The organism is Pseudoalteromonas sp. OF5H-5 (genome assembly GCF_021530695.1).
Taxonomy (GTDB): Bacteria; Pseudomonadota; Gammaproteobacteria; order Enterobacterales; family Alteromonadaceae; genus Pseudoalteromonas.
Genome location: NZ_JAKGBF010000014.1, coordinates 146520 through 171720 on the forward strand (window position 1 = coordinate 146520; position 25201 = coordinate 171720).

24 protein-coding genes are annotated in these 25201 nt (G+C 42.6%); 20 read left to right on the forward strand and 4 right to left on the reverse strand.

Annotation, left to right across the window (positions count from 1 at the left end; all coding sequences use genetic code 11):
* The first annotated feature begins 1 nt into the window (after nucleotide 1).
* Together L1271_RS19005 and L1271_RS19010 are read left to right on the forward strand one after the other, a co-directional pair.
* The gene (locus L1271_RS19005; RefSeq protein WP_235368540.1) at nucleotides 2–1030 is read left to right on the forward strand and encodes a glycosyltransferase family 9 protein; all 1029 of its coding nucleotides are present in this window, start codon (nucleotides 2–4) and stop codon (nucleotides 1028–1030) included.
* On the forward strand, nucleotides 1027–2151 hold the full coding sequence (locus tag L1271_RS19010; protein WP_102057783.1) for a glycosyltransferase: 1125 nt from the start codon (nucleotides 1027–1029) through the stop codon (nucleotides 2149–2151). The genes L1271_RS19005 and L1271_RS19010 overlap by 4 nt, the downstream gene beginning before the upstream one ends.
* Before the next feature lie 53 nt (nucleotides 2152–2204).
* Here L1271_RS19010 and L1271_RS19015 read toward each other — a convergent pair whose 3' ends face one another.
* The gene (locus L1271_RS19015; RefSeq protein WP_235368541.1) at nucleotides 2205–2384 is read right to left on the reverse strand and encodes a transposase; all 180 of its coding nucleotides are present in this window, start codon (nucleotides 2382–2384) and stop codon (nucleotides 2205–2207) included.
* Nucleotides 2385–2930: 546 nt separating this feature from the next.
* Between L1271_RS19015 and L1271_RS19020 the strand changes: the two genes are divergently transcribed.
* Nucleotides 2931–3251: a DUF6482 family protein gene (locus tag L1271_RS19020; protein ID WP_102057782.1), complete on the forward strand. Its 321-nt coding sequence runs from the start codon at nucleotides 2931–2933 to the stop codon at nucleotides 3249–3251.
* Between the two features lie 64 nt (nucleotides 3252–3315).
* Here L1271_RS19020 and L1271_RS19025 read toward each other — a convergent pair whose 3' ends face one another.
* A complete protein-coding gene (locus tag L1271_RS19025; RefSeq protein WP_235368542.1) occupies nucleotides 3316–5238 on the reverse strand; it encodes a PKD domain-containing protein in 1923 nt (640 codons plus the stop codon).
* A gap of 149 nt (nucleotides 5239–5387) precedes the next feature.
* Here L1271_RS19025 and L1271_RS19030 point away from each other — a divergent pair, with 149 nt between their 5' ends.
* Together L1271_RS19030 and glmS are read left to right on the forward strand one after the other, a co-directional pair.
* Entirely contained in the window at nucleotides 5388–6170 is a 783-nt protein-coding gene (locus tag L1271_RS19030) for a DeoR/GlpR family DNA-binding transcription regulator (protein WP_010377680.1), read from the forward strand.
* Between the two features lie 10 nt (nucleotides 6171–6180).
* Entirely contained in the window at nucleotides 6181–8001 is a 1821-nt protein-coding gene (gene glmS, locus L1271_RS19035) for a glutamine--fructose-6-phosphate transaminase (isomerizing) (RefSeq protein ID WP_235368543.1), read from the forward strand.
* A 138-nt stretch (nucleotides 8002–8139) separates the two neighbouring features.
* Here the strand turns inward: glmS and L1271_RS19040 are convergent, their stop codons facing one another.
* Entirely contained in the window at nucleotides 8140–9039 is a 900-nt protein-coding gene (locus L1271_RS19040; RefSeq protein WP_235368544.1) for a WYL domain-containing protein, read from the reverse strand.
* A gap of 192 nt (nucleotides 9040–9231) precedes the next feature.
* On the opposite strand from L1271_RS19040, the gene L1271_RS19045 reads away from it, so the two are divergent.
* The 11 genes from L1271_RS19045 (at nucleotide 9232) to L1271_RS19095 (ending at nucleotide 20298) form a co-directional block, all read left to right on the forward strand.
* Nucleotides 9232–9405, forward strand: coding sequence for a hypothetical protein (locus L1271_RS19045; protein ID WP_235368545.1), 174 nt, complete (start codon nucleotides 9232–9234; stop codon nucleotides 9403–9405).
* A gap of 144 nt (nucleotides 9406–9549) precedes the next feature.
* On the forward strand, nucleotides 9550–9687 hold the full coding sequence (locus L1271_RS19050) for a hypothetical protein (protein WP_235368546.1): 138 nt from the start codon (nucleotides 9550–9552) through the stop codon (nucleotides 9685–9687).
* Between the two features lie 78 nt (nucleotides 9688–9765).
* Nucleotides 9766–10593, forward strand: coding sequence for a TnsA endonuclease C-terminal domain-containing protein (locus L1271_RS19055; RefSeq protein ID WP_235368547.1), 828 nt, complete (start codon nucleotides 9766–9768; stop codon nucleotides 10591–10593).
* Nucleotides 10577–12664, forward strand: a complete 2088-nt coding sequence (locus L1271_RS19060) for a Mu transposase C-terminal domain-containing protein (protein ID WP_235368548.1) — start codon at nucleotides 10577–10579, stop codon at nucleotides 12662–12664. Before L1271_RS19055 ends, L1271_RS19060 begins: the two co-directional genes overlap by 17 nt.
* Nucleotides 12661–14331 carry an AAA family ATPase gene (locus tag L1271_RS19065; RefSeq protein ID WP_235368549.1) on the forward strand — a complete coding sequence of 557 codons (1671 nt, stop codon included), beginning with the start codon at nucleotides 12661–12663 and terminating at the stop codon, nucleotides 14329–14331. Before L1271_RS19060 ends, L1271_RS19065 begins: the two co-directional genes overlap by 4 nt.
* Nucleotide 14332: 1 nt before the next feature.
* Nucleotides 14333–15850: a TnsD family Tn7-like transposition protein gene (locus L1271_RS19070; RefSeq protein ID WP_235368550.1), complete on the forward strand. Its 1518-nt coding sequence runs from the start codon at nucleotides 14333–14335 to the stop codon at nucleotides 15848–15850.
* Complete coding sequence (locus L1271_RS19075; RefSeq protein WP_235368551.1) at nucleotides 15837–17465, forward strand: Tn7-like element transposition protein TnsE; 1629 nt, start codon at nucleotides 15837–15839, stop codon at nucleotides 17463–17465. Before L1271_RS19070 ends, L1271_RS19075 begins: the two co-directional genes overlap by 14 nt.
* A gap of 15 nt (nucleotides 17466–17480) precedes the next feature.
* Nucleotides 17481–17819 carry a hypothetical protein gene (locus L1271_RS19080; protein WP_235368552.1) on the forward strand — a complete coding sequence of 113 codons (339 nt, stop codon included), beginning with the start codon at nucleotides 17481–17483 and terminating at the stop codon, nucleotides 17817–17819.
* 1 nt (nucleotide 17820) lies between these two features.
* Nucleotides 17821–19047 (forward strand): PfkB family carbohydrate kinase, encoded by a 1227-nt coding sequence (locus L1271_RS19085; protein ID WP_235368553.1) that lies wholly within the window; start codon nucleotides 17821–17823, stop codon nucleotides 19045–19047.
* Nucleotides 19044–19640, forward strand: a complete 597-nt coding sequence (locus tag L1271_RS19090) for a 7-cyano-7-deazaguanine synthase (protein WP_235368554.1) — start codon at nucleotides 19044–19046, stop codon at nucleotides 19638–19640. The genes L1271_RS19085 and L1271_RS19090 overlap by 4 nt, the downstream gene beginning before the upstream one ends.
* A complete protein-coding gene (locus L1271_RS19095; RefSeq protein ID WP_235368555.1) occupies nucleotides 19627–20298 on the forward strand; it encodes a hypothetical protein in 672 nt (223 codons plus the stop codon). The genes L1271_RS19090 and L1271_RS19095 overlap by 14 nt, the downstream gene beginning before the upstream one ends.
* On the opposite strand, the gene L1271_RS19100 is transcribed toward L1271_RS19095, so the two are convergent.
* Nucleotides 20242–21093, reverse strand: coding sequence for an 8-oxoguanine DNA glycosylase (locus L1271_RS19100; protein WP_235368556.1), 852 nt, complete (start codon nucleotides 21091–21093; stop codon nucleotides 20242–20244). The genes L1271_RS19095 and L1271_RS19100 overlap by 57 nt on opposite strands.
* 110 nt (nucleotides 21094–21203) lie before the next feature.
* Between L1271_RS19100 and L1271_RS19105 the strand changes: the two genes are divergently transcribed.
* From L1271_RS19105 to L1271_RS19120, 4 genes are all read left to right on the forward strand, one after another.
* Entirely contained in the window at nucleotides 21204–21536 is a 333-nt protein-coding gene (locus tag L1271_RS19105; RefSeq protein WP_235368557.1) for a helix-turn-helix domain-containing protein, read from the forward strand.
* 74 nt (nucleotides 21537–21610) lie between these two features.
* On the forward strand, nucleotides 21611–21910 hold the full coding sequence (locus L1271_RS19110) for a MazG-like family protein (protein WP_235368558.1): 300 nt from the start codon (nucleotides 21611–21613) through the stop codon (nucleotides 21908–21910).
* A 6-nt stretch (nucleotides 21911–21916) separates the two neighbouring features.
* Nucleotides 21917–23017 (forward strand): dCTP deaminase domain-containing protein, encoded by a 1101-nt coding sequence (locus L1271_RS19115; protein WP_235368559.1) that lies wholly within the window; start codon nucleotides 21917–21919, stop codon nucleotides 23015–23017.
* A 2-nt stretch (nucleotides 23018–23019) separates the two neighbouring features.
* Nucleotides 23020–24426, forward strand: a complete 1407-nt coding sequence (locus L1271_RS19120; protein WP_235368560.1) for a hypothetical protein — start codon at nucleotides 23020–23022, stop codon at nucleotides 24424–24426.
* The last annotated feature ends 775 nt before the right edge of the window (nucleotides 24427–25201 follow it).

Sequence of the window (25201 nt, forward strand, 5' to 3'; positions counted from 1 at the left end):
AATGCAATACAACAATATCCTTATTGTCCGGCTCAGTGCCATTGGTGATATCGTGATGGCGTCAGGCCTTATTTCTGCACTAAAGGCACGTTATCCAGAAGCAAAACTGAGCTGGTTAGCAGAGCCTGCTGGCGCGACCTTGCTACAACAAAATCCATTGCTAGATGAGGTGATCCTGTGGCCTCGCAATGAGTGGCAAAAAGTGCGAAAAGCACTGGGGATCATAGCGCTACTTAAGCAAGTTAATAGCTTTAAAAAGCAGTTAGCTAGTCGACAATTTGACTTAGTGCTCGACGCTCAAGGACTCCTTAAAAGTGGCGTGCTAGCTTGGCTTAGCGGCGCTCAATATAAGGTTGGGATCAATAGTCGCGAGGGCAGTCAGTGGCTTATGAATAAGGTAGTGACCTCGCCTTGGTCTGCTGATATCAGCTCGGAATACAGAGCTGCAGCGAAATTTTTTGGTGCGCCAGAAGCGGCGTTTCAATACTCGCTCATTGCCTCGAATGAGACACAACAACATACAGAGGCACTGCTATTGGAGCATACTCAAGGCCAACCTTATGTGGTGTTTTGCCCGTTTACAACGAGAGCACAGAAACACTGGGTAGATGGGCATTGGCGTGAGTTGTATAAACAAGTAAATCAGTCTATTTGTGCGCATATTATTATATTGGGTGGACCAAGTGATATCGCTCATAGCGAGCGCTTAGAAAAACAGATGCCGGGGATCATTAATCTAACTGGGAAAACGACATTACTTGAGTGCAGCGAGATCATTCGGGGGGCAAAAGGTGTGATTGGCGTTGATACAGGGCTAACTCACATGGCGATGGCGCATCATACCCCGGTTATTGCATTGTTTGGTTCAACCTTACCGTATGAAAACACCTTTAATCCAAATGGTCGCGTGTTGAGCGATAAGCTTGCTTGCTCACCATGCAAACGCCGGCCAACCTGTGAGGCTCGTTTTGATTGTATGGTGGGGCTCACGCCACAAAGAGTGTCGAGCGCACTAGGAGAAGTGCTATGAAAGTTCTGCATATTGAAGCGGGTCGTCACTTATATGGCGGCGCACAGCAAGTGGTGTATTTAACCCAAGCGTTACAGCAAAAGGGCATTGAGAACGTACTGGTTTGCCCGCCTAATAGTGAAATGATTGCAGCCGTTGATAAGCAAGTTGTTGTGGATCCTGTGAAAATGACAGGCGATCTCGATGTCATGCAATGTTTGCGTTTACGAAAGGCTATTGCCCATCATCGGCCTGATTGTGTTCATATTCACAGCCGCCGAGGGGTTGATACTTGGGGATTACTTGCCGCGAAGTCGCTTAATGTTCCTGTTATTTTATCGAGACGAGTCGACAACACCGAGCCACGCTGGTGGTCAAAATTAAAATACCCAGCCTACGATAAAGTTATCGCTATCTCAGAGGGGATCCGCCAAGTATTACTCTCACAAGGTGTTGCCTCTGAGCAAGTAAAGTTAGTCCACAGTGCAGTCGATACCCAGCGCTTTGCACCAAGTAGCGCGGAGCGGCAATGGTTGCTTGATGAGTTTGAGCTGCCACAAAATGCCTTGGTTGTGGCTAATTTTGCGCAACTGATAGAGCGCAAAGGGCAGGATGTGATCATGCGTGCAGCCAAACAACTCATTGCTGAGCATCCTAATTTACGTGTATTACTGTTTGGCCGAGGGCCAAAGCTGCAACAGTATCAAGCGCGTATAGATGAGCTGGGGCTGCAAAAAATTGTCCAGCTGGTGGGATTTCGACAAGACGTAGCGCGTATTTTACCGGCGGTTGATATTGTTGCACATCCAGCATCGATGGAAGGGCTAGGCGTAGCGTTATTACAAAGTAGCGCATCTGGCGTGCCTGTCGTGGGCTTTGCTGCTGGCGGCATTCCTGAAGCGGTTGCGCACAATGAAACCGGACTACTTGCTCCGATTGGTAATCAAGCTCAGTTTACTCAAGATCTTAATCGCTTATTGCAGGACCCGATTTTACGAGAGCAAATGGGCCGTAAAGGTCGCGCTAAAATGTGCAGTGAATTTGCCATTGAGGTGATGGCGGAAGGTAACTTGTCGGTGTATCTAAGCGTGTTAACTGAGTTGGGAAGAGACCCTTTAACCAGCCAATCACAGAAAGTGTGAGTTCCAATAAAGGTAATCACCAATGCGGCTTACTAGCTTGGTTCTTAGTGGGTTTACAGCAATATGCTGGGCAATGGTATGCCTATCTTCTGTGGATCTGAGCTGATGATAGTAATACGCGCTTTGCCAAATTCTGTGTTTAGCAGGTAAGCTATTCTGCCTTTTAATTCTCCAACAACCTTACCAAGTTGTGCATTTCCAAGCGTCAGTAAGCCATGAAAGTGATCTGGCATTAATACCAATTGAATTAATTCTCTAATCAATTTGAAGGGTGAAATAGCATATTAGCTTCGTTAAAAATTTCTCATTTAGAACAACTAAATAGCAAAATTTTTGCCTTGCTACTAAAGCTATTTCCCCGCTTCAAGATAGATCATTTACTTAATACAACTGGTATAACACCCATGTTTGCCAGCGGCACTCAAACTTTTTTCATTATGTGAGATAGATTGGCAAAACAATCGTGCCAGCTGATAATCCGTAAAATAGAGCGTGCGTTTATGGCAGTTAAACGTAATGAAGTATTCTGCGTACGGGATTGGTATCCTGCCTTTTCTCAGGTTATTCCAGCTCATGTGCATGCCTTGCAATTGAGAGATAAGTTTTAAAGATAAGTCCTTCGATTAAATCTATCGAGGTACACCTCGACCTACGTGATGGGTGGTAGGTCGTGATTTATCACGACAATAGGTTTGCGACAAAACATTCATGACTATCAAGGTGAACCAAACACGCACAAGGGTCGTTTAATTATTAATCGGTTAAACGAGGAGAGCATTATGCTTGCTGCCACACTCAAAGAAAAAATCGCTAATAAAGAACTCCATGCCATCGTGCTTAGCTACGCGGATTCAAATCACTATCTTGCGGGTGGTCAAGATAGTGATGGGAACTTGCATATCTTAATGCATGCCGAGGGTAAACTAACGCCGTTTAACTCGCTGCGAGAGGCCGAGACAAAGCTGGCGGAACTCGGCGCAACTCAAGCCTACCTCAGAGTTGAGTCCGCCTATGATGAAATTGGCCCAGAGGACTCTTCGGGAACGCATATCAGCAATATGGAGATCCGTCACTTAACTCCATCCGACATAACCGTTTAAACAAAAAGGCTTAAGCGCCCACAAGTGAGCGCTTAAGCCTTAAAAGTCAACGAGTAGAGATCTCTTATTCTACTGAAAGTGTTATCGTTTTAGTTGCAACGGAAGCGGACTTTTCATCTACAACACTTAAACTTACCTGATAGTCGCCTGATGCTATAGGAGTGAATTGTAGGTTCGAGTCATGAGCTGTGGTACTGTCAATCACTTCGCCTGATGGAGCAACCACCTTCCAAAAATAGGTCAAATTGCCTGCATTGCTGTCGCTATCTATAACCGTTGGAGTTATCCAAAGCGCTGCATCTGTTTTCAGTACTCCTTGATAGTCCAGCGCCGTAATTACTGGAGCGCTATTTTGAGCAGCACTTACTTTGATGAATGCCGCGACGACTAGTTCAACCTTGCCATCAGACACGATGCATTTCAGCACATAGTTACCAGCTTCATCGAAGGTAATAGACGCGCGATTATCAGCATTGTTGACCACTGCAGTGCTATTCTCAGGCTTCGTTTCAAGTGACCAGTGATAAGTGAGCGGATCGCCGTCTTTATCTTCTGCGGATACCACAAAGACTTTGGTTTCCCCTTCCGTAGCTGTAGACATTTGTGGACTCATAGACGCTGTGGGTCCATAATTTTCAGGGTGGCTCTTTATCACGCCACTGGCGGTTTGGCTTAGCTCACCGTTACTTACCTCCACAAAATAACGGTAACTTCCCTCTCCGTGAGGCGTAAAAATCACCGTATCGGTATCTTCATTCGTAACGGAATAGGTCAAACCGGCTTCAAATGGCTCAAACGTCCAACTAAAGGAGAGTGGTCTTCCGCTTGTATCTTTACTTCGCTTGGCACTAAGCTTGATGGCTTCATTGATTTTGGTTGACTCTGGCACGTCGACGAATACAAGCGGTTTGTTTGCTTCGCCTAATTTGGCCGTTAAGGTATGGGTTGCCTCACTTAAACGACCCTGTCTGTCTTTAAGGCTAAAGCGGATTTTATATTGCCCAGCCTTATCTAATTGAAGCGAGGTGAGAAATCCATTTGGTGTTGCCATTGCGGCTTGGCTGCCGCTCGGTTTGCTGTCAAAACTCCAAAGCGGTGTTACAGCGCCTTGATACTGACTACCATCGCTTTTCAGCTCAACAAAAGTCATTGAGCTTAATGTAACCTCTGAAGGCGCTGAAATAACCGCTTTAAGAGCTGGCTGGTTATCTATAACGATGACTTTTTCTGATTTGCTATGTGACGATTTACCATCATAAACGGTTAAAGTAATGGTGTATTCACCCGCAAATTTAGAGGCGAAAGAGGCAACGTTATTGTTAGGGCTTACCAATGTGTATTCATCAACATTAGCAGGTGCAGTAACTTGCCATTTATAACTGAGATTATCGCCGTCTGAGTCTGAGCTGTTGCTCGCATCTAACTGTAGATGCTCGTTGATGGCAATTGCCTGTTTTGTGAGTGTGAAATCGGCGACAGGAGGTGTGTTCACACTTGGTGTAGTTTTTTCTTTTATACGGATCTCAAACTGTGTTGTCGATTCGTTACTACCTGACTTGATTGTTAGCCCTAGAATGTAAATACCTGCAACGTCAGCGGTAAAGTGCGTTTGCTTAGCGTTGGGGTTAGAAAACTGAGCGTTACTGCCTTGGGGTTTGGCTTGCCACTGCCATGTTATTTCGGCATTTTCAGGGATCGTACTTCCCGTAGTGCTAAGCTGAATGACGTTGCCAGTCTCCCCAAAGGCACTTGCCTGAATTTTAGCGACTGGCTTAGTCGTGGTATCCGTTCCAGAATCTGTATTATCGTTATTTGAGTCTGTGTTGCTGTTATTTGAATCTGTGCTGCCGTTATTTGAATCCGTGTTGCCATTATTTCCATTTTTGCCGCTATCTTGATTGACTGGTGTAGTGTCACCGCCTGAACCGCCGCATCCTGCTAGTAATAGTGAACAACAAAGCATTGATGTTATTAAGTTTTTGTTCATTTAATTATCCTTTTAAGTACCTCAATCCGGAAATGTATCCTGATGTTCGTAATATTTCCAGTTAAAATTTGTTCAGTGCAAAATTTAACTTGTTTAGGTTTTGAAGTTTCGACTATAATCGCCTTAAATTTCGAAACGAAACTTATTTGATGACTAAACGAAACACTCAACAGCGCAGACATACCATTCTTTCATGGGTGAATGAATACGGTGAAGTAAGCGTAGAATCACTCGCCGCTGAGTTTGAAACGTCAGAAGTTACGATTCGTAAGGATTTAACGGCACTAGAAAAAAGCGGCCTGTTACTACGCCGCTATGGCGGTGCGATAGCCCTTCCTAAAGAGATCACCGCATCAGGTAAAGACGAGCAAGACTCGGTACGTAAAACGGCCATTGCCAAAGCGGCCGCCGAGCTGATTAAAGATCACAATCGCATCATTATCGATAGCGGCAGAACCACTGAAACCCTAATTCCGGAGCTTGCACAAAAGCGCGGCTTAGTCGTGATGACCAATGCGATGAATATCGCTAATCGATTGTTATCACTGGAGAATGAGCCAACCTTATTGATGACCGGCGGGACATGGGATCCGCACTCAGAATCCTTTCAAGGGCAAGTAGCAGAGCAAGTACTACAATCCTATGACTTTGATCAGCTTTTTATTGGTGCCGATGGCATTGATGTAGAGCGCGGCACAACCACATTCAACGAATTAATTGGGCTGAGCCGTGTGATGGCAAAGTCAGCCCGTGAAGTGATTGTGATGGTCGAATCCGACAAGATTGGCCGTAAAATTCCAAATTTAGAAATACCTTGGGCACAGATCACCACTTTGATCACCGACAACAACTTGGCCGATGACCTCCGCCAAGCGATCGAAGCGCGTGGTATACAACTTATCTGTGCTGAACTACACACAACGTGCAAATAATGGAGAGATTATGTGTGGAATCGTAGGCGCTGTTGCTGAGCGTCCAGTAAACAAAATTCTTATCGAAGGCCTAAAACGCCTTGAATACCGTGGTTATGACTCTGCGGGTGTCGCACTTTGCGAAGGCGGCGCACTCAACAGCGTGAAAGCCGTAGGTAAAGTGGTAAACCTAGAATCTGCGCTTGAAAATGCTGAAGTAAAAGGTACTACCGGTATCGCGCACACGCGCTGGGCAACGCACGGCGGTGTAACAGAAGCTAACGCGCACCCGCATATTTCTAACAGCGAAATTGCGCTGGTACACAACGGCATTATTGAAAACCACGAAGGTTTGCGCGCGGCATTAAAAGAAGACGGTTACGAGTTTTTATCTGACACCGACACCGAAGTGATGGTGCACTTGATCCATCAACTCAGAAAGCAACACACTACATTACTCGCTGCCGTGCAAGCAGCGGTAAAACAGCTTGAAGGTGCATACGGTACAGTATTGTTTGATAAAGCTAACCAAGATGAAATCATTGTGGCACGCTCAGGTAGCCCACTGGTAATTGGTCTTGGTCTAGGTGAAAACTTTATTGCTTCTGATCAGCTTGCATTATTACCTGTAACACGCAGCTTTATCTTCCTAGAAGAAGGCGATGTAGCGCGTATTACCCGCGAAACGGTTGAAATCTTCGACATCAATGGTAATCCAGTAGAGCGCGAAGTGGTTGAGTCTAACATCACTCAAGATGCGTCTGGCAAAGGTGAATACCGCCACTACATGCTAAAAGAAATCTACGAACAGCCAATGGCCGTACGTAATACACTTGAAGGCCGTTTAGACAACGATCGCGTGAGTATCGATGCATTTGGCGACAAAGCGAACGAAATTTTTAAAGATGTAAAACACGTACAGATCATCGCGTGTGGTACGTCTTACCACTCGGGTATGGTAGCACGCTACTGGTTAGAGCAATTTGCAGGCGTAAGCTGTAACGTTGAAATCGCCTCAGAATTCCGTTACCGCGACTCATTTGTTCACGAAAACAGCCTGCTGGTGACCATTTCACAATCAGGTGAAACCGCAGACACGCTCGCAGCACTACGTTTGGCCAAAGAGCAAGGCTATATGGCATCAATGACTATCTGTAACGTACCTGGCTCATCGCTAGTACGCGAATCAGATCTTGCCTTTATGACCAAAGCTGGCGCTGAAATTGGCGTGGCATCAACCAAAGCCTTTACGACCCAATTAGTTGGCTTATTGATGCTAACGGCATCGATCGCGCAGGAAAAAGGCCGTGACCAAAGCGCAATCGTCAACGCCATCAAAACCCTGCCAACCAAGCTAGAAGAAACCCTAAGCATGGCTGACGGCATTGAGCTACTTGCAGAAGAATTTGCCGACAAACATCACTCGCTATTCCTAGGCCGTGGCTCACAATACCCAATCGCAATGGAAGGCGCACTTAAGCTTAAAGAGATCTCCTACATCCACGCCGAAGCCTATGCAGCAGGCGAGCTAAAACACGGGCCGCTCGCGCTTATCGACGCAGACATGCCTATCATCGTCGTTGCACCAAACAACGAGCTGCTTGAAAAGCTCAAATCAAACGTTGAAGAAGTGCGTGCACGCGGCGGTATCATCTATGTATTCGCGGACAAAGACTCAAACTTTGCCTCAGACGACACCATGCGAGTAATGAACGTCAATCACGTAGAAAACATCATCGCCCCAGTGGTTTACACCATCCCACTACAGCTACTTTCATACTATGTAGCCGTGATCAAAGGCACCGATGTTGACCAACCGAGAAATCTCGCAAAGAGTGTAACGGTGGAATAAGAAAAAGGCGCGCAAGCGCTTTTTTTGTGACTTAGGAATATAGTTTCATCCCAAGTATTAAAGTATCATCCTAAGTAATAAAGTTTCATACTTTGATAAGCTTAAAAAGCCGACGTGTGTCGGCTTTTTAACTTCTTCTCATAGGTAATCGAGTAGCATTTGTCTATTCTTGAGTTGAAAATTGTAATACCGGTTATTATTCTTACTTGATTCTTTGTCGGTTTTGTCGATGAGCCACTGACTGCACAGCAACCAGATTAATGCCCCTCTTTCAGTCAGAATAACTTCATCTTGATTGTCTGCCATTCCATAGTCACGTCTCACAGACGCTTTTAAATCATCATTTAAGTTTGGGTGCAGTTCTAATAAGAGTGGAAGCATCGTGTTCCACTTTACGTCATGAGCTAATAGTTCATAAGATTGTGCGTCTTTTTCAGCGACAACATCAAGGTCAATATTACAAGCTCGCGCAAAGTTGAAGTTCTTAAAACTATAACCATCACTAGACCTATCATAGGCTCTGAATAGCCAGTTCTTACCGTCTGATATAAGAGTTAAAGGCACTAATTCTCTGTTACTATGGTTGCAACTATTCGCAGAGATATATTCGCAATTAATTGCTTGCTGGTTAAACATCGCTCTAGTGATTTTTGATACCTGATCGATATCTAATTGTTCAGGTACTTTCCCGACTCGGGCATAGTTTAGTAAGGGCTTGCCAATTAATCTGTTTTTATTAAACCCATGAGAAAGCATGCCCAAAGCAATTTCAGCATCCATAGCTATAATCGGCTCGTATGACTCCTCACAAATGACATTAACTTTTTTACTTCTGTCATAGTACATATTGTTTGGCTTGAGTTCATGGTATAGAGACAGGAGTCGTGAAGAAGAGGCTTCAGCCAAATTAAATGCTTCAGATAAGTCTGTTCTTTGGATAACCCCCGTGAAGCGTAATTTGAAGTCAACAAAGGCAAGCCTTTCCGCATTTGAACCATATTCTTCATTCAATTTAGCGTAATCATAAGTTGTCGCCATAGCACTTTTACTCTTGTTTTTTTAATGATAGTAGCAGTAGTTGAGTAAAATATCACGAATCATTTTGATATGTGATATTTTATTTATTTTAAAAAAACAAAGATCAAAGTTTGATCTTTTATGGATCTAGTTGTAGTATATATTTTGATCGATAGCGATCTAACTAAATAACTTGAATTTTTGGAGGCCAAAATGGCAAAAAATGCACCGTATGGTGATGGCAAGCGAATTGGAGCAGTAAAAGAACGATCTCAATTTCAAACTCCGTCAGGATTGTGGGCAAAAAGAGATACAAATACTGGGAGAATTATGGATGTGAAAATGGACGGAGAACCATTTAAGGGGGTCAGAAGAGAGAAGAAGTGAAAGACCTATCGAAATAGGTCTCCATACAAATTGGCAGTTCAGGGCGGCCACCCTGTTCTAAACTTTATAGAGAAACAACCAATGTCCTTGACTATAAATCTAACTTATATGATTCGTCAAGGGCAGTGGTTCTAGGAAAAAATTATGAATAAGAACGATTCCAAACAAAAATCACCAGAAGACGTTGAGTATATATATAGACCTTACATTACTGTTAAAGGAAAGAGGATTACTCGGAAAAATGGGGGGATGTTCCGTATCCCAATCAAAAAGGCTGCTTAATGTAGCCTATTCTTTTTATTTAAATGGAGTATACCGCTATGGCTAGCGAAGTTATGAAATCAGTTATAGCGGTATATTATGTCTAGGAAGATCGGCCACACTGAGGCGCAATATCTTAAGTGGATTAAAGAGGGGCGCGGTACTGGCGAGTATCAGGATTACAAGCCGTGGTTAACGGTTTATGATGCGCCATCTGATGGTCGTGTACATCGAGTCTTTGGTTATAAGTCTAAGCGAACCCATCATTTATTATCCGATCTTGAACTATCCATGTTCTACTTGCTTGAGTGGCGGCAGGATGTGCTGCAAGTCAAAGAGCAGTTTCCGCTAGAGCGCGAGATAACATTAGAGCTAGCTGAATCTGCTGGCATCAAACACCCAAATGTTGGGGGCGTAGACCAATACCTATCAAGCGACTTTCTCGTTGAAACAACCTCACGAGATCTCCCCTATTTTGCGTTACAAGCCAAATATGTCAGCGCTTTGGAAGAGCAGCGCAAAATAGAGATACTTGAACTCGAGAAACGCTTTTGGCATGAAAAGCAGATCCCTTGGCAAATAGTCACTGAGCAAGAGATCCCAAAAGTTGTTAAAGCGAATGTTGAGTGGATTTACCCATTGCAAGGTGAACATGAAGAAGCCTCAGACTCCGCCATTGAGCAAGCCAGATTCTATGCCGATTACTTTGCAAAACACCCAACCAAAACCCTCATAAACGTCTGCAAAGAGATAGATACCGCCTATGGGCTAGACTTAGGAGAGTCGTTGTTTGAGATAAGAGCTTTGCTGGCTGACCGTTACTTTACCTTTGATATTTTTACGCCAGTACAAAAGCTACCAGTTGGTCATCTTAAACTTGGTAACGTTGAGCAAATTCAGGAGGTGTTTCGTGTTTCAAATCAATGAAGTATTGCAATACGAACAAACCTTGTATCGCATTTTAATGGTATTTGATTATTACGTGCTTTGGATAAAAGTGCACGATGACAAAGCCTTTCCTGAACTTGTTGAAATAACTGAGTTAGAACAGGGTTTTCAAGATGAAGTGCTCACACGTGCAGCCGACCCATATAGCGATATTACTACTGTTATTCCAGAAGCAGGTTCTACCGCTCAGTTAAAACGTGATGAAAACTATGCCGCAATCAAGCCATTGGTAGAGCTTGAAAACTGCTACGAACCGAAAGCGCGTGGCAAAGTGGTTAACCAAATAATGACTGAGACAAGCAAAACCAAACAGTCTATTTATCGTTTTGCCCGTAGATACTGGCAACGTGGTCAGATCCCCAACGCATTATTACCCGATTATAAAAACTCAGGTGCCAAAGGCCAAAAGCGCCGAGCTACTACAACAAAGTTAGGGCGACCTCGCAAATATATGCCCGGGACTGGCGCTTTAATTGATGATTTTGCGGAGAAGCTTTTCCGCATAGCGATTGAGAGACACATATTAACTGACAAGGGCAAGTCTTTTAGATATGCACATAATCGTTTAAAAGATATCTATAGTCAGCACTTTCCAGATCTACCTGAAGAAGAGTTACCTACCTATTGGCAAATGGAACATTTCTACAAACGTGAATATCGCCAAGTAGACAAAATTGAAGCGCAGGCGGGTGAAATAAAGCGAAAGAAAGATATTCGACCACTAACTGGTACCGCCGCCGCAGATGTTTTGGGCCCAGGTATGAGATATGAAATTGACGCCACAATCGCAGATATTTATTTAGTGTCTGATTCCCAAAGAAGCAATATCGTGGGTCGTCCAGTGATTTACATGGTTATTGATGTATTTAGCCGCATGGTGGCTGGATTTTATATTGGTTTTGAAAACCCTTCATATGCTGCGGCTATTCAGGCAATACATATGGCCACGACGGATAAATCAGACTACTGCCGTCAGTTTGGTTTTGACGTAACCCCACAGCAATGGCCGTGTATTGGCTTACCTTCAGCATTGTTGGCTGACAGAGGCGAGTTAATGGGTCATCAAATTGAATGCCTTGAAAAGGGCTTTGGTGTTCGCGTTGAAAATACACCACCATATAGAAGCGAGGCTAAAGGGGTTGTCGAACGAGCGTTTCTCGCCTTTCAACAAGCATTTAAACCGTTTGCACCTGGTGTGGTCACTGGTACCAAAATTAAAAAACAAGGCGATAGAGACTACCGCTTGGATGCTAAGCTTACGATCCAAGAGTTTACTCGAATCATCTTAGCTTCAGTACTTTATCACAATCAATATCACGTGATTGAAGACTACGATAAAGCCGCTGATATGCCAACAGACCTACCAAATAACCCACTGGCGATATGGAATTGGGGCTTGCAGCATCGTACTGGTCGGTTGAAAAAGCCAGCAACTGAGCATCTTCGCGTGGCATTGATGCCAAGAACTCGGGCAACAATATCTGATTCGGGTGCCTGTATATTTGGCGTGTATTACACCAGCTCAGAGCTTTTAAAGTTGGGCTGGATGCATCGAGGTAAGGAAGTGAAGCGCCCTAAAAGTGTGGAAGTTGCCTATGACTTAGCAACGGCAGACTACATCTACATTTATCACGGCCCTAACAGCAATGACTATTTTGTGTGCCAGTTAGCAACACGCTCAAGACAGTTTTCAGGTGCGAGTTTTTGGGATGTGTGGCAGCAAAATGATGAGTTAAAACAGACTCATGCTGATGCAAAACTAGTCGCTGATGAGCAAAAGCATGCCTTGGAGCGACAAGTAATAGAAGTGGTTAATCAGGCTGAAAAGGCCGCGCCAAAACATATTGGCTTGTCAGATGCGGAGCGTATTCGCAATATTCGCGACAACCGCGCAGAAGAAAAAGCCAAAGAGCGTAAAGAACGGGCTTATAAACCAGTGGAGATCGACACCAGTAAATCAGCGCAAGTACATTATCTCTCTGAGCCAGATGACGATTTGGACTTTCCTGACTTTTCAGATCAGTTGTTTAAGGAGGATGACGACACATGAGTTTACCCTCTAACATCTTCCGCGCGGTGTATCAGGAGTCTGAGGTTGAGCGTTACAAAGGCAACCCGTTTATTGAAGCACTGCCAAGAGTAAGCAAAATAGAAGAGCTGAAAACTAAGCTGGAGGGCAAAGTAAAATATAACCCTGCAGCAGGTTATTTAGACGCAAGGCAGCGTGCTCACGAGTTGTGTGGCTTGCTTGATGACTTCTTTCAACCGCTTTCGATGCATGTGGCGCTAGAGGAAAAAATAGCGCTGATGATACGTGGGGGCTATGTTGCTAGAAACATTGCAACTGGCCAGCTACAACAGCATCTACAAAATGGCTACGAACGTTTGATGACGGGCGACATTAGCAGTTTTCGTTTTGCCGAAGCGCCCTCTACGGCACGTTGCTTGTCACTTATTGGTTGCTCTGGATGTGGTAAAAGCTCCAGCGTGCTACGAATATTGGCCACCTACCCACAAGCGATTTATCACGAAAAATATAATACGTACCAGCTCGCCTATTTGCGTATCGAGTGCCCAGTAGATGGGTCACTAAAAAGTCTATGTTTAAATTTCTTTCAAGAGGTTGATAAGCATCTAAATACTAAACTCACAGAAAGGTATTGCTATAAGCGTCATAGTCCCGAAGTGCTTTTAGCATTTATGGGACAAGTCGCCAATCAATATGCTATAGGCGTGTTAGTGATTGATGAAATTCAAAGGTTGGCCCGAAAGAAAAAAGAAGGGCAAGAACGTATGCTCGAGTTCTTTGTGGCTTTGGTGAATATAATTGGTGTGCCGGTGATTTTAGTTGGTACCCCCAAAGCGAGACCCATATTCGAACTTGAGTTGCAATCAGCAAGGCGCAGTACTGGCATTGGCTCTATGGTGTGGGCACCCCTGCCACAGCAAAAAAATAGAATCGATACTGCAACGGGTAAACCAAAACCCACAGAGTGGCGATTGTTAACTGACAAGCTTTGGCAATATCAGTGGCTTATTCACCGCGATGAACCGCTCACAGAAGAAGTCCGCAATACTTGGTTTGAGCTGTCACAAGGTGTATTAGATATTGTGGTTAAGTTATTTGTGCTTGCACAACTACGCGCCATTATTACTGGCGTTGAACGACTATCTTCAAAATTATTTAGAAAGGTATATGAGTCTGAATTACAGCCGATCCATCCCATGATTGAAGCGCTCAAGTCTGGTAAAGCTAAGAGCGTTGCCAAGTATTCAGACTTAAAATACAAAGAGATTGATAAGCGGTTGTTGGAGCTCAGCCAGCAGATCTCCGAAGTTGCCGCTGCTAAGTCAGACACACTCCCTTTTGCGAGCGACTCAGAAGCTATGAGGCTTTATAACCTCTTGCTCGGCATGGGGTGTGAATCAGAGTTATTGGTACCACTAGTGCAAAAAGCCATTAAAGATCACCCAAATCTACAGGTAAGAGGGCTTATTCCACTTGTTCTTGAATGGTATGAACAAACGCCAGATGAAGTGGAGGAGCTCAAAGAAAAAACCACCCTCATCAAGCTCAAGGATTGGCATACACTACCTAGTGGCGATTTACGTTTTGGTTATTCTCAACATAAAAAGCAATCGGATGAGCTTTACCAATACTACAAACAGCAAGGAAAGATTTTTGATATGACTGCTTGGCTTAAACAAAGCGTGTAGCATGGCCTGCTTACCCGTACCTTACCCAGATGAGCTCCTTTATAGCGTCATTGCAAGGTACGGCGTGCATGCAGGTATCACTTCACCCAAGCAATTGCTTGACGAGGTATTCCAAGACCGGCACATAATCGCCTCAGTTGCGCTTCAAGGGCATTTAGCGCAGATCTCCGCTCACTATCAAGGTAACGCTGATTTAACACCATACAGGCTATTACAGGGGCATACGCTTTATCCGTTGTACTCACCCTTTGTGCTTCCCAACATTGCCGATCAAGCTAAACATGAGCTACTTACTGATTGCAAACATTCGGCAGAAGTACTGCTTGGCAAAGCGGCATCCAAAGTTAAAAGCCCACACTACCTGCGTTACTGCCCATTATGTGTAACAGAGCAAGTTGCGCGATTTGGAGAACCTTTTTGGACGCGGCGCTGGCAACTTCCTGGTCTATCTGTGTGTGCGGAGCATGGCGTGCAGTTAATCAACAGCCCTGTGTTAATTAGCGAGGCGCATAGGCACCAATTTATAGCGCTGAGCCCTCATGCGCTGTTGCATTCAACTACAAGTTTTACAAGTCACAAGACCACACTGCTAGCAGAATATGCTCAGCAGTTACTGAACTTATCTGAGCAAAATATACATCCATTACAATGGAGTTATTTTTATCATCACTTGGCTTACCAGCTGGGATTTGTTAGGGGTAAGCAGGTTGAACACGATCTGATCGCACAATTGGTTTTAGGGTATTGGGGTAGGCATACCCTCGCTAGCTTTGGGCTCGATGTAAACAAGTCAGAAGGCACTAATTGGTTGAAGTGTTTGTTCAGAAAGCACAGAAAATCCTTTAGCTACCTTCAGCACCTATTGGTATGGCAAGCATGCTATGAGCAGCAGTTAGATATGGCGAACATACTCACTACTGCTTCAGCATTACCGCATACCCCATACGATGAAATGCCCTCGATCACTGAGCCTGTGATGGTTGACCAAACTCGTCGCACAAAGTGGCAACGCGCTGTGGCCAAGTTTGACGTTAAAGGCGCAAGGCAAAACGGTTTTGCTCACCTTTACACATGGTTATATCGGCATGATAAACAATGGTTGATGCAATTTAATCAAAGCGCGATGCGACCAAATGTTGCAGAACCAAGTAGGGTTGATTGGCCGAAAAGAGATAAGGAATTTGTTAGGCAACTAATTAATTTAATGAATAAAGTTGAAAATCAAGTAGATACTGCGCGATATACAATCACTTGGTTTGCAACCCACGCAAACATTCCATTGTCTCAGATCAAAAAAACACATAAGTTACCTTTATGTAAATTGTTTTTTAATAAATATTGTGAAACTATAGAGGAATACCAATGCCGTCGTATCGCTGTGGCATGTATTCGTTGTATTGCAAAACATCAAATACTCAAAGCTTGGCGAATTGAACGTATGGCAGGACTAAACGAAAAAAGGACCCGACCACTCGCGTCGCAATTGCTAGGATTTGCAGTAAAGTATGAACCAGGTTGATAGATTTAAAACGCTACCAGACAACGCCAGAATACAGGCGATAGGCAACCTGTTTAAATACAATAACCGCAAAACTTGGGATATTGGTGTTCGCTTTAAGCAATCCACGCGCAAAGCCCTTAAGTTTAGCCAGTTACCCTATTTAAGCCGACAAGTTGTACTCAACCAAACAGTTGATGCCATCCCTCCGGGCTTCTCTATTAAATTTGCTTTACCCGACCGTGCATTTTGGCAAACCGCTACTGTGGGTGACAGCGCTTTAGTGACGTATAAGCTGAGTGAAGAGCAATCGCAAAAATGCTTTGTGTTTGAAAGTGCGGGCAAAACCATTTATTTACCACAGTTGGAGCTGGCCAGAGCCTTATTTTTTACAAACAACTATCTAGCAAACGCTGCACTCATTAACAGTGTGCTCGACCTAGAGTTTTACGTTGACCAAGAACCAAACAACGATGATACAGAGTTTCCTTTGGATCTCGTGATCAACGCCTTACCAACAACACTATGCCCAAAAGTACTGTTTGATAATGAAGGGTTTAGACATCAAATTGCTTGGTTATTGTTAAACAGTGACATTAAAAATTCGTTTAACAGTATCTATCAGTATTTTTCGCAAGAGCGAGTTAGGACACCTAACGTAGAGCGTTGGACGTTTCGGTTCGATCCACCTCAGCTCAAAGGTGTAAAAGTGGCGGCGAGAGGTTGGAAGTCACGTGATGAAAGCACATGGTTTATCAATCGCATAGAATTGTTAGATGGTTTGTTCTTCCCTGACATTTCGGATATTGGTTATTCGCACCCAAATTCAACCGAAATCAAACCTAGTTCGGGTAAAGGAAAAGGCGGCACCTACCCACAGTTACCTTCGCAGCGAGAAATCGACGAAGAAAGCGATGGAAGCGAAGATAACGAGTCTGCATTGATATTCTGTGATGCAACACAGCGCATATACAACAGAGTTCCTCGCACTCGTAAAGTTTACGCCAAAGCTCGGAATAGCTTAGGGGGCAAAGAGGACGAAGACAAACCCTGCACCCTACCACCGGAGGTAAGCACCGATGATTCAAATTCACGTGGTGATACGCCTCGGGCTGTAGTTGATGGTCTTGATGACCAAACCGACAACGCCCACTTATATCTAAATAAGTTCGATAGCTTCTTCAAAATGCTGGAGATATTAGAAAAAGAGCATGGCGTTAAGCAAAATAATCCTGTCATTCGTAAGCTGCCTGCTGTTGGCCGAAGTAGAAGCCATTTGATGCATGGTTGGTCTGCGAGGTGTATGGCTGTAGTACGAATTGAATATAAAAACAAAGGCTATTTCCTGTTAGAGGTGGATACTTCAGATGGTAGAGCATCCATCGCCACCAAAATCATTTCGGCTCAAGCATTAGCGCCAAAAGGCAAGTTACGAGACTTTATATCGGAGATAGAACAAGGGCTGCTTAGTAACCAATTCTGCTGGCCAAAGAAATACTTTGATGTGCTGGTTGGAGAAGACAATCACAAAAGTGTGTCGCATCAAAAGTCTAAGAGCGAAGGCCGGCTGAGTGAGGAAGATGTGGCTAGGTGGGCTGAGAGGTTTTTAAAATTATTTACAACATCAAACAACTAATATTAAGGAGTTAATATGTCAGGAATGGGTTCAGGAAGGGGATTAGGGCCGAGTGGTGCTGGAGGGCGTAGTTTCGATTGTGCAACGTTTAGTTTTGAGACGCATATACATAGTCCACAACCACAAAATATTGGAAGTATATCCGTTGGCGAAATTTTAGAGGTGGTATTGGCAATAATGGATGGCATACAAGTTGTCCAAATTCGTAAATCGGATGGAACAGTCGTGGGAGGACTAGTTGAAAAGGGACCAAGAATCAGAGAGTGTTTAGAGGCTGGATATATTTATACGGCTACTGTGAGAGATATTCAGGGCGCAGCGATAAGGATATTTGTTCAATCACAAGGAAAGTAGTATGAACATCGATGTTGTTGGTGGTGTATACCATGAGTTTTGCTCTTGGCCAGAACATGAAGCTCTTTTAGGATCAGCTGGCAGAGCTGCACTATGTTTAAGTCAATTAGATTGTGGTATCAATGTTTGCTTACATAGCATACTAGAGCTAGGTGACCACACCAAGGTTCAAGAAGTATTCGCTTTTAACAGAAATTGCCATTTGAAAATTAGGGAAAGTAGATTTACCACACGGTTTGATTATTTCCACCCACTTTCAGAACCCACAATCACTCCAAATAAAGTTGATGCTAAAAGACCTGATTTTCAAGTCGGCTCTCTCAACGGTGATGCAGTCATTTTGTTTGGAATGGTAGATTACATACCTGTTATTTCAGCTTCTGTTGTAATTTATGATCCTCAGAACACATATAGTCCAATCTTATTTTCAGAAACGAATAGCTCAGCTGAAAGGCTAGTTTACATCATCAATAGAAGTGAACTAAGTACCTTATTTAAAGCGGAAAATGAAACAGATGAGCAAATACCTGATATGGCTAAATGGCTTCAAGATAAAGAGCAGGCTGAGGTAGTCATTGTTAAATGTGGTGAACGTGGTGCTTACATTTTAGCAAATGAACAAGATAAGTGGGTTTCACCATATAAAACTCAATCTGTTTTTCCAATCGGATCTGGAGATTCCTTTGTAGCTGCTTTTTCATACTTTTGGCTTGTACAAGGCTTAAATGTATTTGACGCTACAAAAATGGCGAGTGTAGCTGCTGCGTACTACGTATCTCATAAAACTATGAATTCTGCCGAGGGATTAGAGTTTTTTGCACAATCACTGGAACCCATACTGGATGTGAAAAGGCAGAGAGTTTATTTAGCAGGTCCATTTTTTACATTGTCTGAACTTTGGATGGTGAACGAAGCTAAGTTCCATATAGAGGCTTTTGGGATGGAGGTATTTTCTCCTTATCACGAAATAGGAATTGGAACGGCTGAAGAAGTGGTTCAAAAAGACATTGATGCTATCCATGACTGTGATGCTATTTACGCTATTTTTAATGGCACAGATCCAGGAACCCTTTTCGAAGTTGGGTATGCACGCAGCATTGATAAACCAGTTGTGATCTTAGCTGAAAACCCCAAAGACGAGGAGTTGAAGATGTACGAAGGCTCTAACTGTAAAATATTTCAAGATTTTGCTTCTTCAGTTTACAGTCTGTCTTGGTTGTCATCATGAAAGGTTTGTTACTGTCAGGAGGCTTAGATTCAACTGCCCTTGCTTACATGTTAAGGCCGAGAGTCGCATTCAACATTGACTATGGTCAAAAAGCAGCCAGAGCCGAGAGAGTCGCTGCTCAGGCAATTTGCGAAGAGCTCGATATCGATTTGATTAAAATTGATATCGATTGTTCTAGTATAGGCAGTGGCGATCTCGTTGGTTCGCATGCGCTAGAGGTGGCTCCTGAAAGCGACTGGTGGCCATTTAGAAATCAGTTATTGATAACAATGTGTGCGATGAAAGCTGTTGTGTTGGGGTGCTCAGAATTAGTAATTGGGACCGTTTCTTCTGATTCATATCATGTGGATGGGAGCGCTAGCTTTATTGATAAAATCAATTCTCTGATATCAATGCAAGAAGGTGGTCTATCGGTTACTGCTCCAGCAATGAATACGAGTACAGCAGAACTTATCGAAAGATCGGGTATACCATTTAGTTTGCTTGCGTGGAGCCACTCTTGCCACAAAGCTGATTTACCTTGCTTAGGATGTAGAGGGTGCAATAAGCACTATTATGTTATGGAAAAGCTGGGAAAATATGGCAATTTATAAAGACCCTAAAATAAAGCTTGTAACTTCAATCAAAGAGCGTGTTGCATACAAAGTACGTAACTCTATTGAGCTAGCCTATCCTAACGAGCAAAAAATAAGCTTTTTAGACGTGCTCGAAAATCGGCATTCAACGAGAGAGTTTGCTCCAATGTCAATAAGTGACCTGGGAGGATTCCTTTATTTATCTTGCCGTACTAGATCATCAGAACGGGGTGAATTAGGCTTAGTTTATGAGAAAAGGAATTACCCATCTGCGGGAGCCCTACATTCGATAGATGTTATTGTATCTGACAACTTTTCAAGAAACTGGTACATCTATAACTCAAAGCGGCATACCCTTGATGAGATTAGTGTTGCCGATCGTGAGGAACTCCAGAAATTTAAAGAAAGCTGTTTTAACATTTTAGGAAATGGTAAAGCAGGATATCTGATTTGGTATGTATGTGATTTTGAAAGATTGGCATGTAAGTACGAATTCCCTGAAACGCTTGCTTTTAGAGAATCAGGAGGGCTTTCTGCGATTCAATCGTTAGTGTCTGAATATTTAAACATGTCTTTTTGTACTTTAGGTGCTAATGGTTCCCAGTACGTAACCTGTCTATCAGAGCAAAGCAAGTTGCTGGGTGTTGGTACTGCGATTGTTGGTGGAAAATTTTGAAGTTGAAATAGGAGCTTCCACTTTTAAAGCTTCATTTCTGAATTCGAGTTGCTTGAGAATAGTAGTAGATTCCTGCATTTCAAACCACATTAGCGCGTCCAATTCCGATGCTCTTACGTCCATTGAATTAGCTAGGGCCAGAAATTGTTCTTCTAGTTCTAGGTAATGTCTCTCAACAGTGAGGTTGTCTTTAAAAAACCCCCCTAGAATTCCTGCGCGATAGATATGTATATCGAGAATTGCAACATCATCAGCATCTAGCCAATTTCGCGCTATCCACGAGGCGGTCTTTAGACCAATTCCATTTATTTTGGTTAGCCAATTTCTTAACTCTTTGCCTGACTCTGTAGGTGGTGTGTCGTCGATAATATTTTTGATCGCAGAGTTAAGGTATTTGGCCTTTTGTTTTGAAAATCTGTATCGGAATGTCTTCCCTTCAAACTCTATAGGTTCAGAAAGCCAATCTTGGAGCTGTTCAGTGGTATAGGGGCTGCCATTAAATGCGCCTTTTGATTTCATGTGCTCATAAGCCGCGAGCCCTTTTTCTGCTGGAATACCATGCCCACCAAGTAAGCAAGCTCCTACTTCCTCCAGTAGAGATTTACCAAGCTTGTAATTCAAAGAAGTATTTGTAAGCCGACGCTCAAATACTCTGTATAACCAATAGGAAACTGACGGAAAGCCAGCTACGCAGCCCCATTTCACATTTGGAAGGACCTCGTCATTTTCGTGTGGTAGCTCAACTTGGAACAAACTACGTCCAGCTGCTATGAATGCTGTTTGCGTCTGTTGCATAACATGTTTCCTATGGTTCAAGTTTATTATAGAACAAACTTGGTATTTTGGTTATCTGAAATTATCTGTATAATAGCATTTAAACAGATTAAAATCGATAGGTTTGTTAATTGGAAGTTGATACTTTTTGTAATGAATTAAAGGAGTTCTTGAAACACTCTGGAGTAAGCCAGAACCAGCTTTCCAAGCAGTCAGGTGTTTCTCAATCGCAAATCTCTGACTGGTCAAAAGGTAAGTTGAAAAGATTTGGTAAGAATCCTAGGAAAGTAATGCTGGTTATCGAAAGCTATCGTAAAGATAACTATAATTGTGTATCTGAAAAGGTTTGGCGTGCAGTAAGTGACTTTTGCAGAGGTAATCATGGGCGAGCGGATGCTTTAATTAATATATTAACAATACTTCAGACAATGGAGCTTGATGGAAACAATTTTAAACATCGTTGAGTTAATTCATTTTATGCTCTAGAAACATTGTTATTTAGTTGTTCGCCCGAAATTTTGGCTGAAAGGTAATTTATATGACTTTAATTGAACTAATGAAATGCATGCATGAGTTTGTCGATGCAAAAGGCTGGTATTCTAATGAAAGTATAAAGCCTCAAACGGAAGAATCGTTAGCTAAATCTGTATGTATAGAAGCGTCTGAATTACTGCAGTGTTATCAATGGAAAAACCAAGCAAACAAAGCAGATGTGGCTGATGAATTGGCTGATATTCTGATGTATGTAGTTCAGCTGGCTAATGTAGCAGATATTGACCTTGACTTAGCGGTAAAGAGCAAACTTGCACGGAATTATAAAAGAGAATGGAAAGAGTGATGATAAATGAATGAAACTGTATATGGGGTTCTTCCACATCAAGAAATACACGCCCTACTAGGCAACGATAAACCGTGCAAAAATGTGATACTAGGGGCAGATCCTAAGCATGTAAAGAGTGCAAGCTATGATTTGCGACTTGGAACGACCTACTATTTATACAAAGAACAAAATATCATTTCGGATGCATCGATCCGTATTTCAGATATGAAGAAGAAAGAGAGTGGAGTAATTATTATCCCTCCACACCAAGCTATTTATGTCTCGATCGAAGAAACTTTAGATTTACCTGAAGATTTGGTTGGACACTTGAGTTTGAAGCTAGATTTGACATTGAAAGGATTAATGATGTCTGCCCAAAGTCAAATTGATGCTGGATATAAAGGGAATATTTTTGCTTTGTTATTTAACCTCTCAGCCAACGATATAGCGTTGAAAGTAGGTAGCGAAATATTGAGGTTAGAGCTTGTACGAATGCAAGCTGTATCAAAGCGGCCGTATCAAGGTGATATAAAAGGTAAGCCGTTAAAAAATGTTCTGACGGAACACGTTAACAGTAGTAATGCACAATTGAAAGCTGATATCGATAAGAGAGTGGAGCGAGTTAATGCAAAAATTCGCAACTACGGAATTATTGGTTTAGTGGTTGCTTTTTTAGGGGTGATTGCTCCTTCGGTGTTTACTTATTTCGGTCCGACGAATATCAATGAAAATAGTATTATTGCTATGAAACAACAGCTCATTGAACTCAATAAAAGTTTGAAAGATGTAGAGCTTAAAAATGAGGGTAATAAAACAAAGCTTGATTCATTGGAAGGTAAGCTTAGTTTTGGGAACATGGGGCACAGTTTGCAAGTAGCTATGATGGCAAAAATGTATGATGAAATGAGAACTACATTGTCTATAAACTCAGTAAGCTTGGTCGAAGTGCAGAGCGAAATTGCCAAAATCAGAAAAGAAAATGAAATGCTAATAGCGCAATCGAACTCCCTAGTTAGTAAAGAACAGTACAGCTCTAAGTACGAAGATTTACAGCGAAGAATACAGCAAAATCGAAATGAAATTGAAATGTTTGAGAAGCTCGTTAAGCCTATATTGTTGAAGTAAATATGAAACTAAAAGATACAAACCCAACTGTATTAGTTGTTGGGGCTGGACCAGCAGGCCTATTTGCTGCGATGCAATTGACCTCAGTAGCGAATGTTATATTGGTTGACAAAGGGAAATGTATTTCAGAAAGAGAGCATGATGACCCCGCCGATCTAGCTTCAGGTGTTGGGGGAGCCGGATTATATTCTGATGGGAAACTGTGCCTAGACTTGCGAGCGGGAGGCTACCTTCAGAAGTTTTTGAATGACGAGCAAAGGCGAGAACTAGAAGAATCAATAGAGGCCTTGTTTGTGGAGTTAATGCCGGAGCTAAAAGAAACTAAGGGCTATTTTACAAGTGGTGAATACGAGAAGCTAGAAGAGTGTGTATTACAGGAAAAGTCGTACCGCGTTCTTAATATTGGCACAGATCGTGGTGCGAAGCTAATTGAAAGTTTAGTCAATAAGTTGAAAAGTGATGGTGTATCAATATTGCACGATACAACATTAACTAAGATAGAAAAAGTATCTTCGGGGTTTCAAGCTACACTTGTAAATCTGTCCAATGAAATAAACATTAAAGCTGATTTCGTTATTCTGGCAATGGGCAAGGTTGGTGCAAATCAGCAAAGAGAACTATGTGAGTCAATGGGAGTTGAATCAGCTTCGAACTTGATGAATGTAGGTGTTCGACTTGAGTGCAACTCAAAGCTACTGGAACCGCTTTTTAATAAGTCAGCAGACCCAAAAATTAAGTTGGAGCTACCAGGTGGAAGTTATATAAAAACCCACTGTGCTTCCAATAACGGGGAAGTTGTTCCTGTTAAATATGGAAATTATATGCTGGCAGGAGGGCATCAATACTATAATCGGCGTTCGGGTCGTAGTGGTTTTTCACTGGTATGGAATGGTATTCGTTCTCGGTTTGACGTAGACCAGAAAACAGGTGGTGTCGAGTCCTTACTAGAACCGTTTAGTGAAAGCTGCGGAGATAAACTTGCGGTACAACTTGTATCAAACTTTTTGGCTCGTGAAAAGAGTAGTGAAGATGCCATTGCAAAGGTGCCATTGAGCTGTAAAAAAGTTAAAGCATCAAATTTATGGGAACTGCTACCGGGCAACGTATGTGCTCCTATCGTGAATATGCTTGAGGAGCTCAATAAGCTAACTCCAGCCATAAAGCATAGGGAAACCGTTTTATATGCACCTGTAGTAGAATGGTGGATGAGTACTATAAAAGCGAATGCTTCAACTATGGAGACGAGCGTTGCTAATCTATACGTTATTGGCGATGGCAGTGGTTGGAGCCAAGGAATTGTTCACTCAGCAGCCACAGGCATCTTGGCTGGAAATGCTATTAGAGAAGCTTCTGAGAATAGTAAAAGTACTGAAGAAAATAAACATGTTTCTTGGGTTTCTCATTTCTAACTTCCAAGCCAAAACATGAAGGTTATAGCTATTTAAATTAGGCAATGAAAGCCGCGTTTGTCGGCCTTTATTGTCACTTTCCTAATTCTTAATTTTTTGCCTATCGGCGACTGCATGATAAGTTAAAGTGAATTAGTTCAGCAAGATCTGACATTTCGATTTGAAAAATTGAGAGTTACCCGTTTTGATAAAGGTGTCGAATCTTTGTTTAAAGCAACTCCGAAGTAATAAAATATTTGGCTCCTCAGTTGAAAAGAGCCGGTCTCGAACTCTTTGAGTGGTTAAGACAAAAGCAAAGTTAACACTCAGTATGTAACTTTATTACTGAATATTTAGGTGGTTCTCAGCTAGCTTTGAAACTGAGTGTGAAACTCTATTTTTACAGCCTAAAATTTTCAAACCAAAACACAGGCCCTATAGCCCCACTCGGTATGAAACTATATTGCTAGGCGACATTTTTTGTAATTTAGTAATATGCACTTATAAAGTGCTGGGCGACATTTTTTGTTACTTAGGAATATGTACTTATAAAGTGCGGGGCCACAACTCGTCCCCTCAAAAATCAAGACACTAAAGGCGCATTCAGCGCCTTTTTTATGACTATTCCAAAATAATTTCTTTTAAAACAGCTTATAACCTACTTCAGCTTGTAACTCCCCCAAAAAATGAAACAGTTCATAAGTAGAATTTTCCATTAACTAAAATAGGAAAATTTACGATGAGAAAAAGCAAGTTCACCGAAACCCAAATTGTCAGCATGATCAAAGAATCTGAG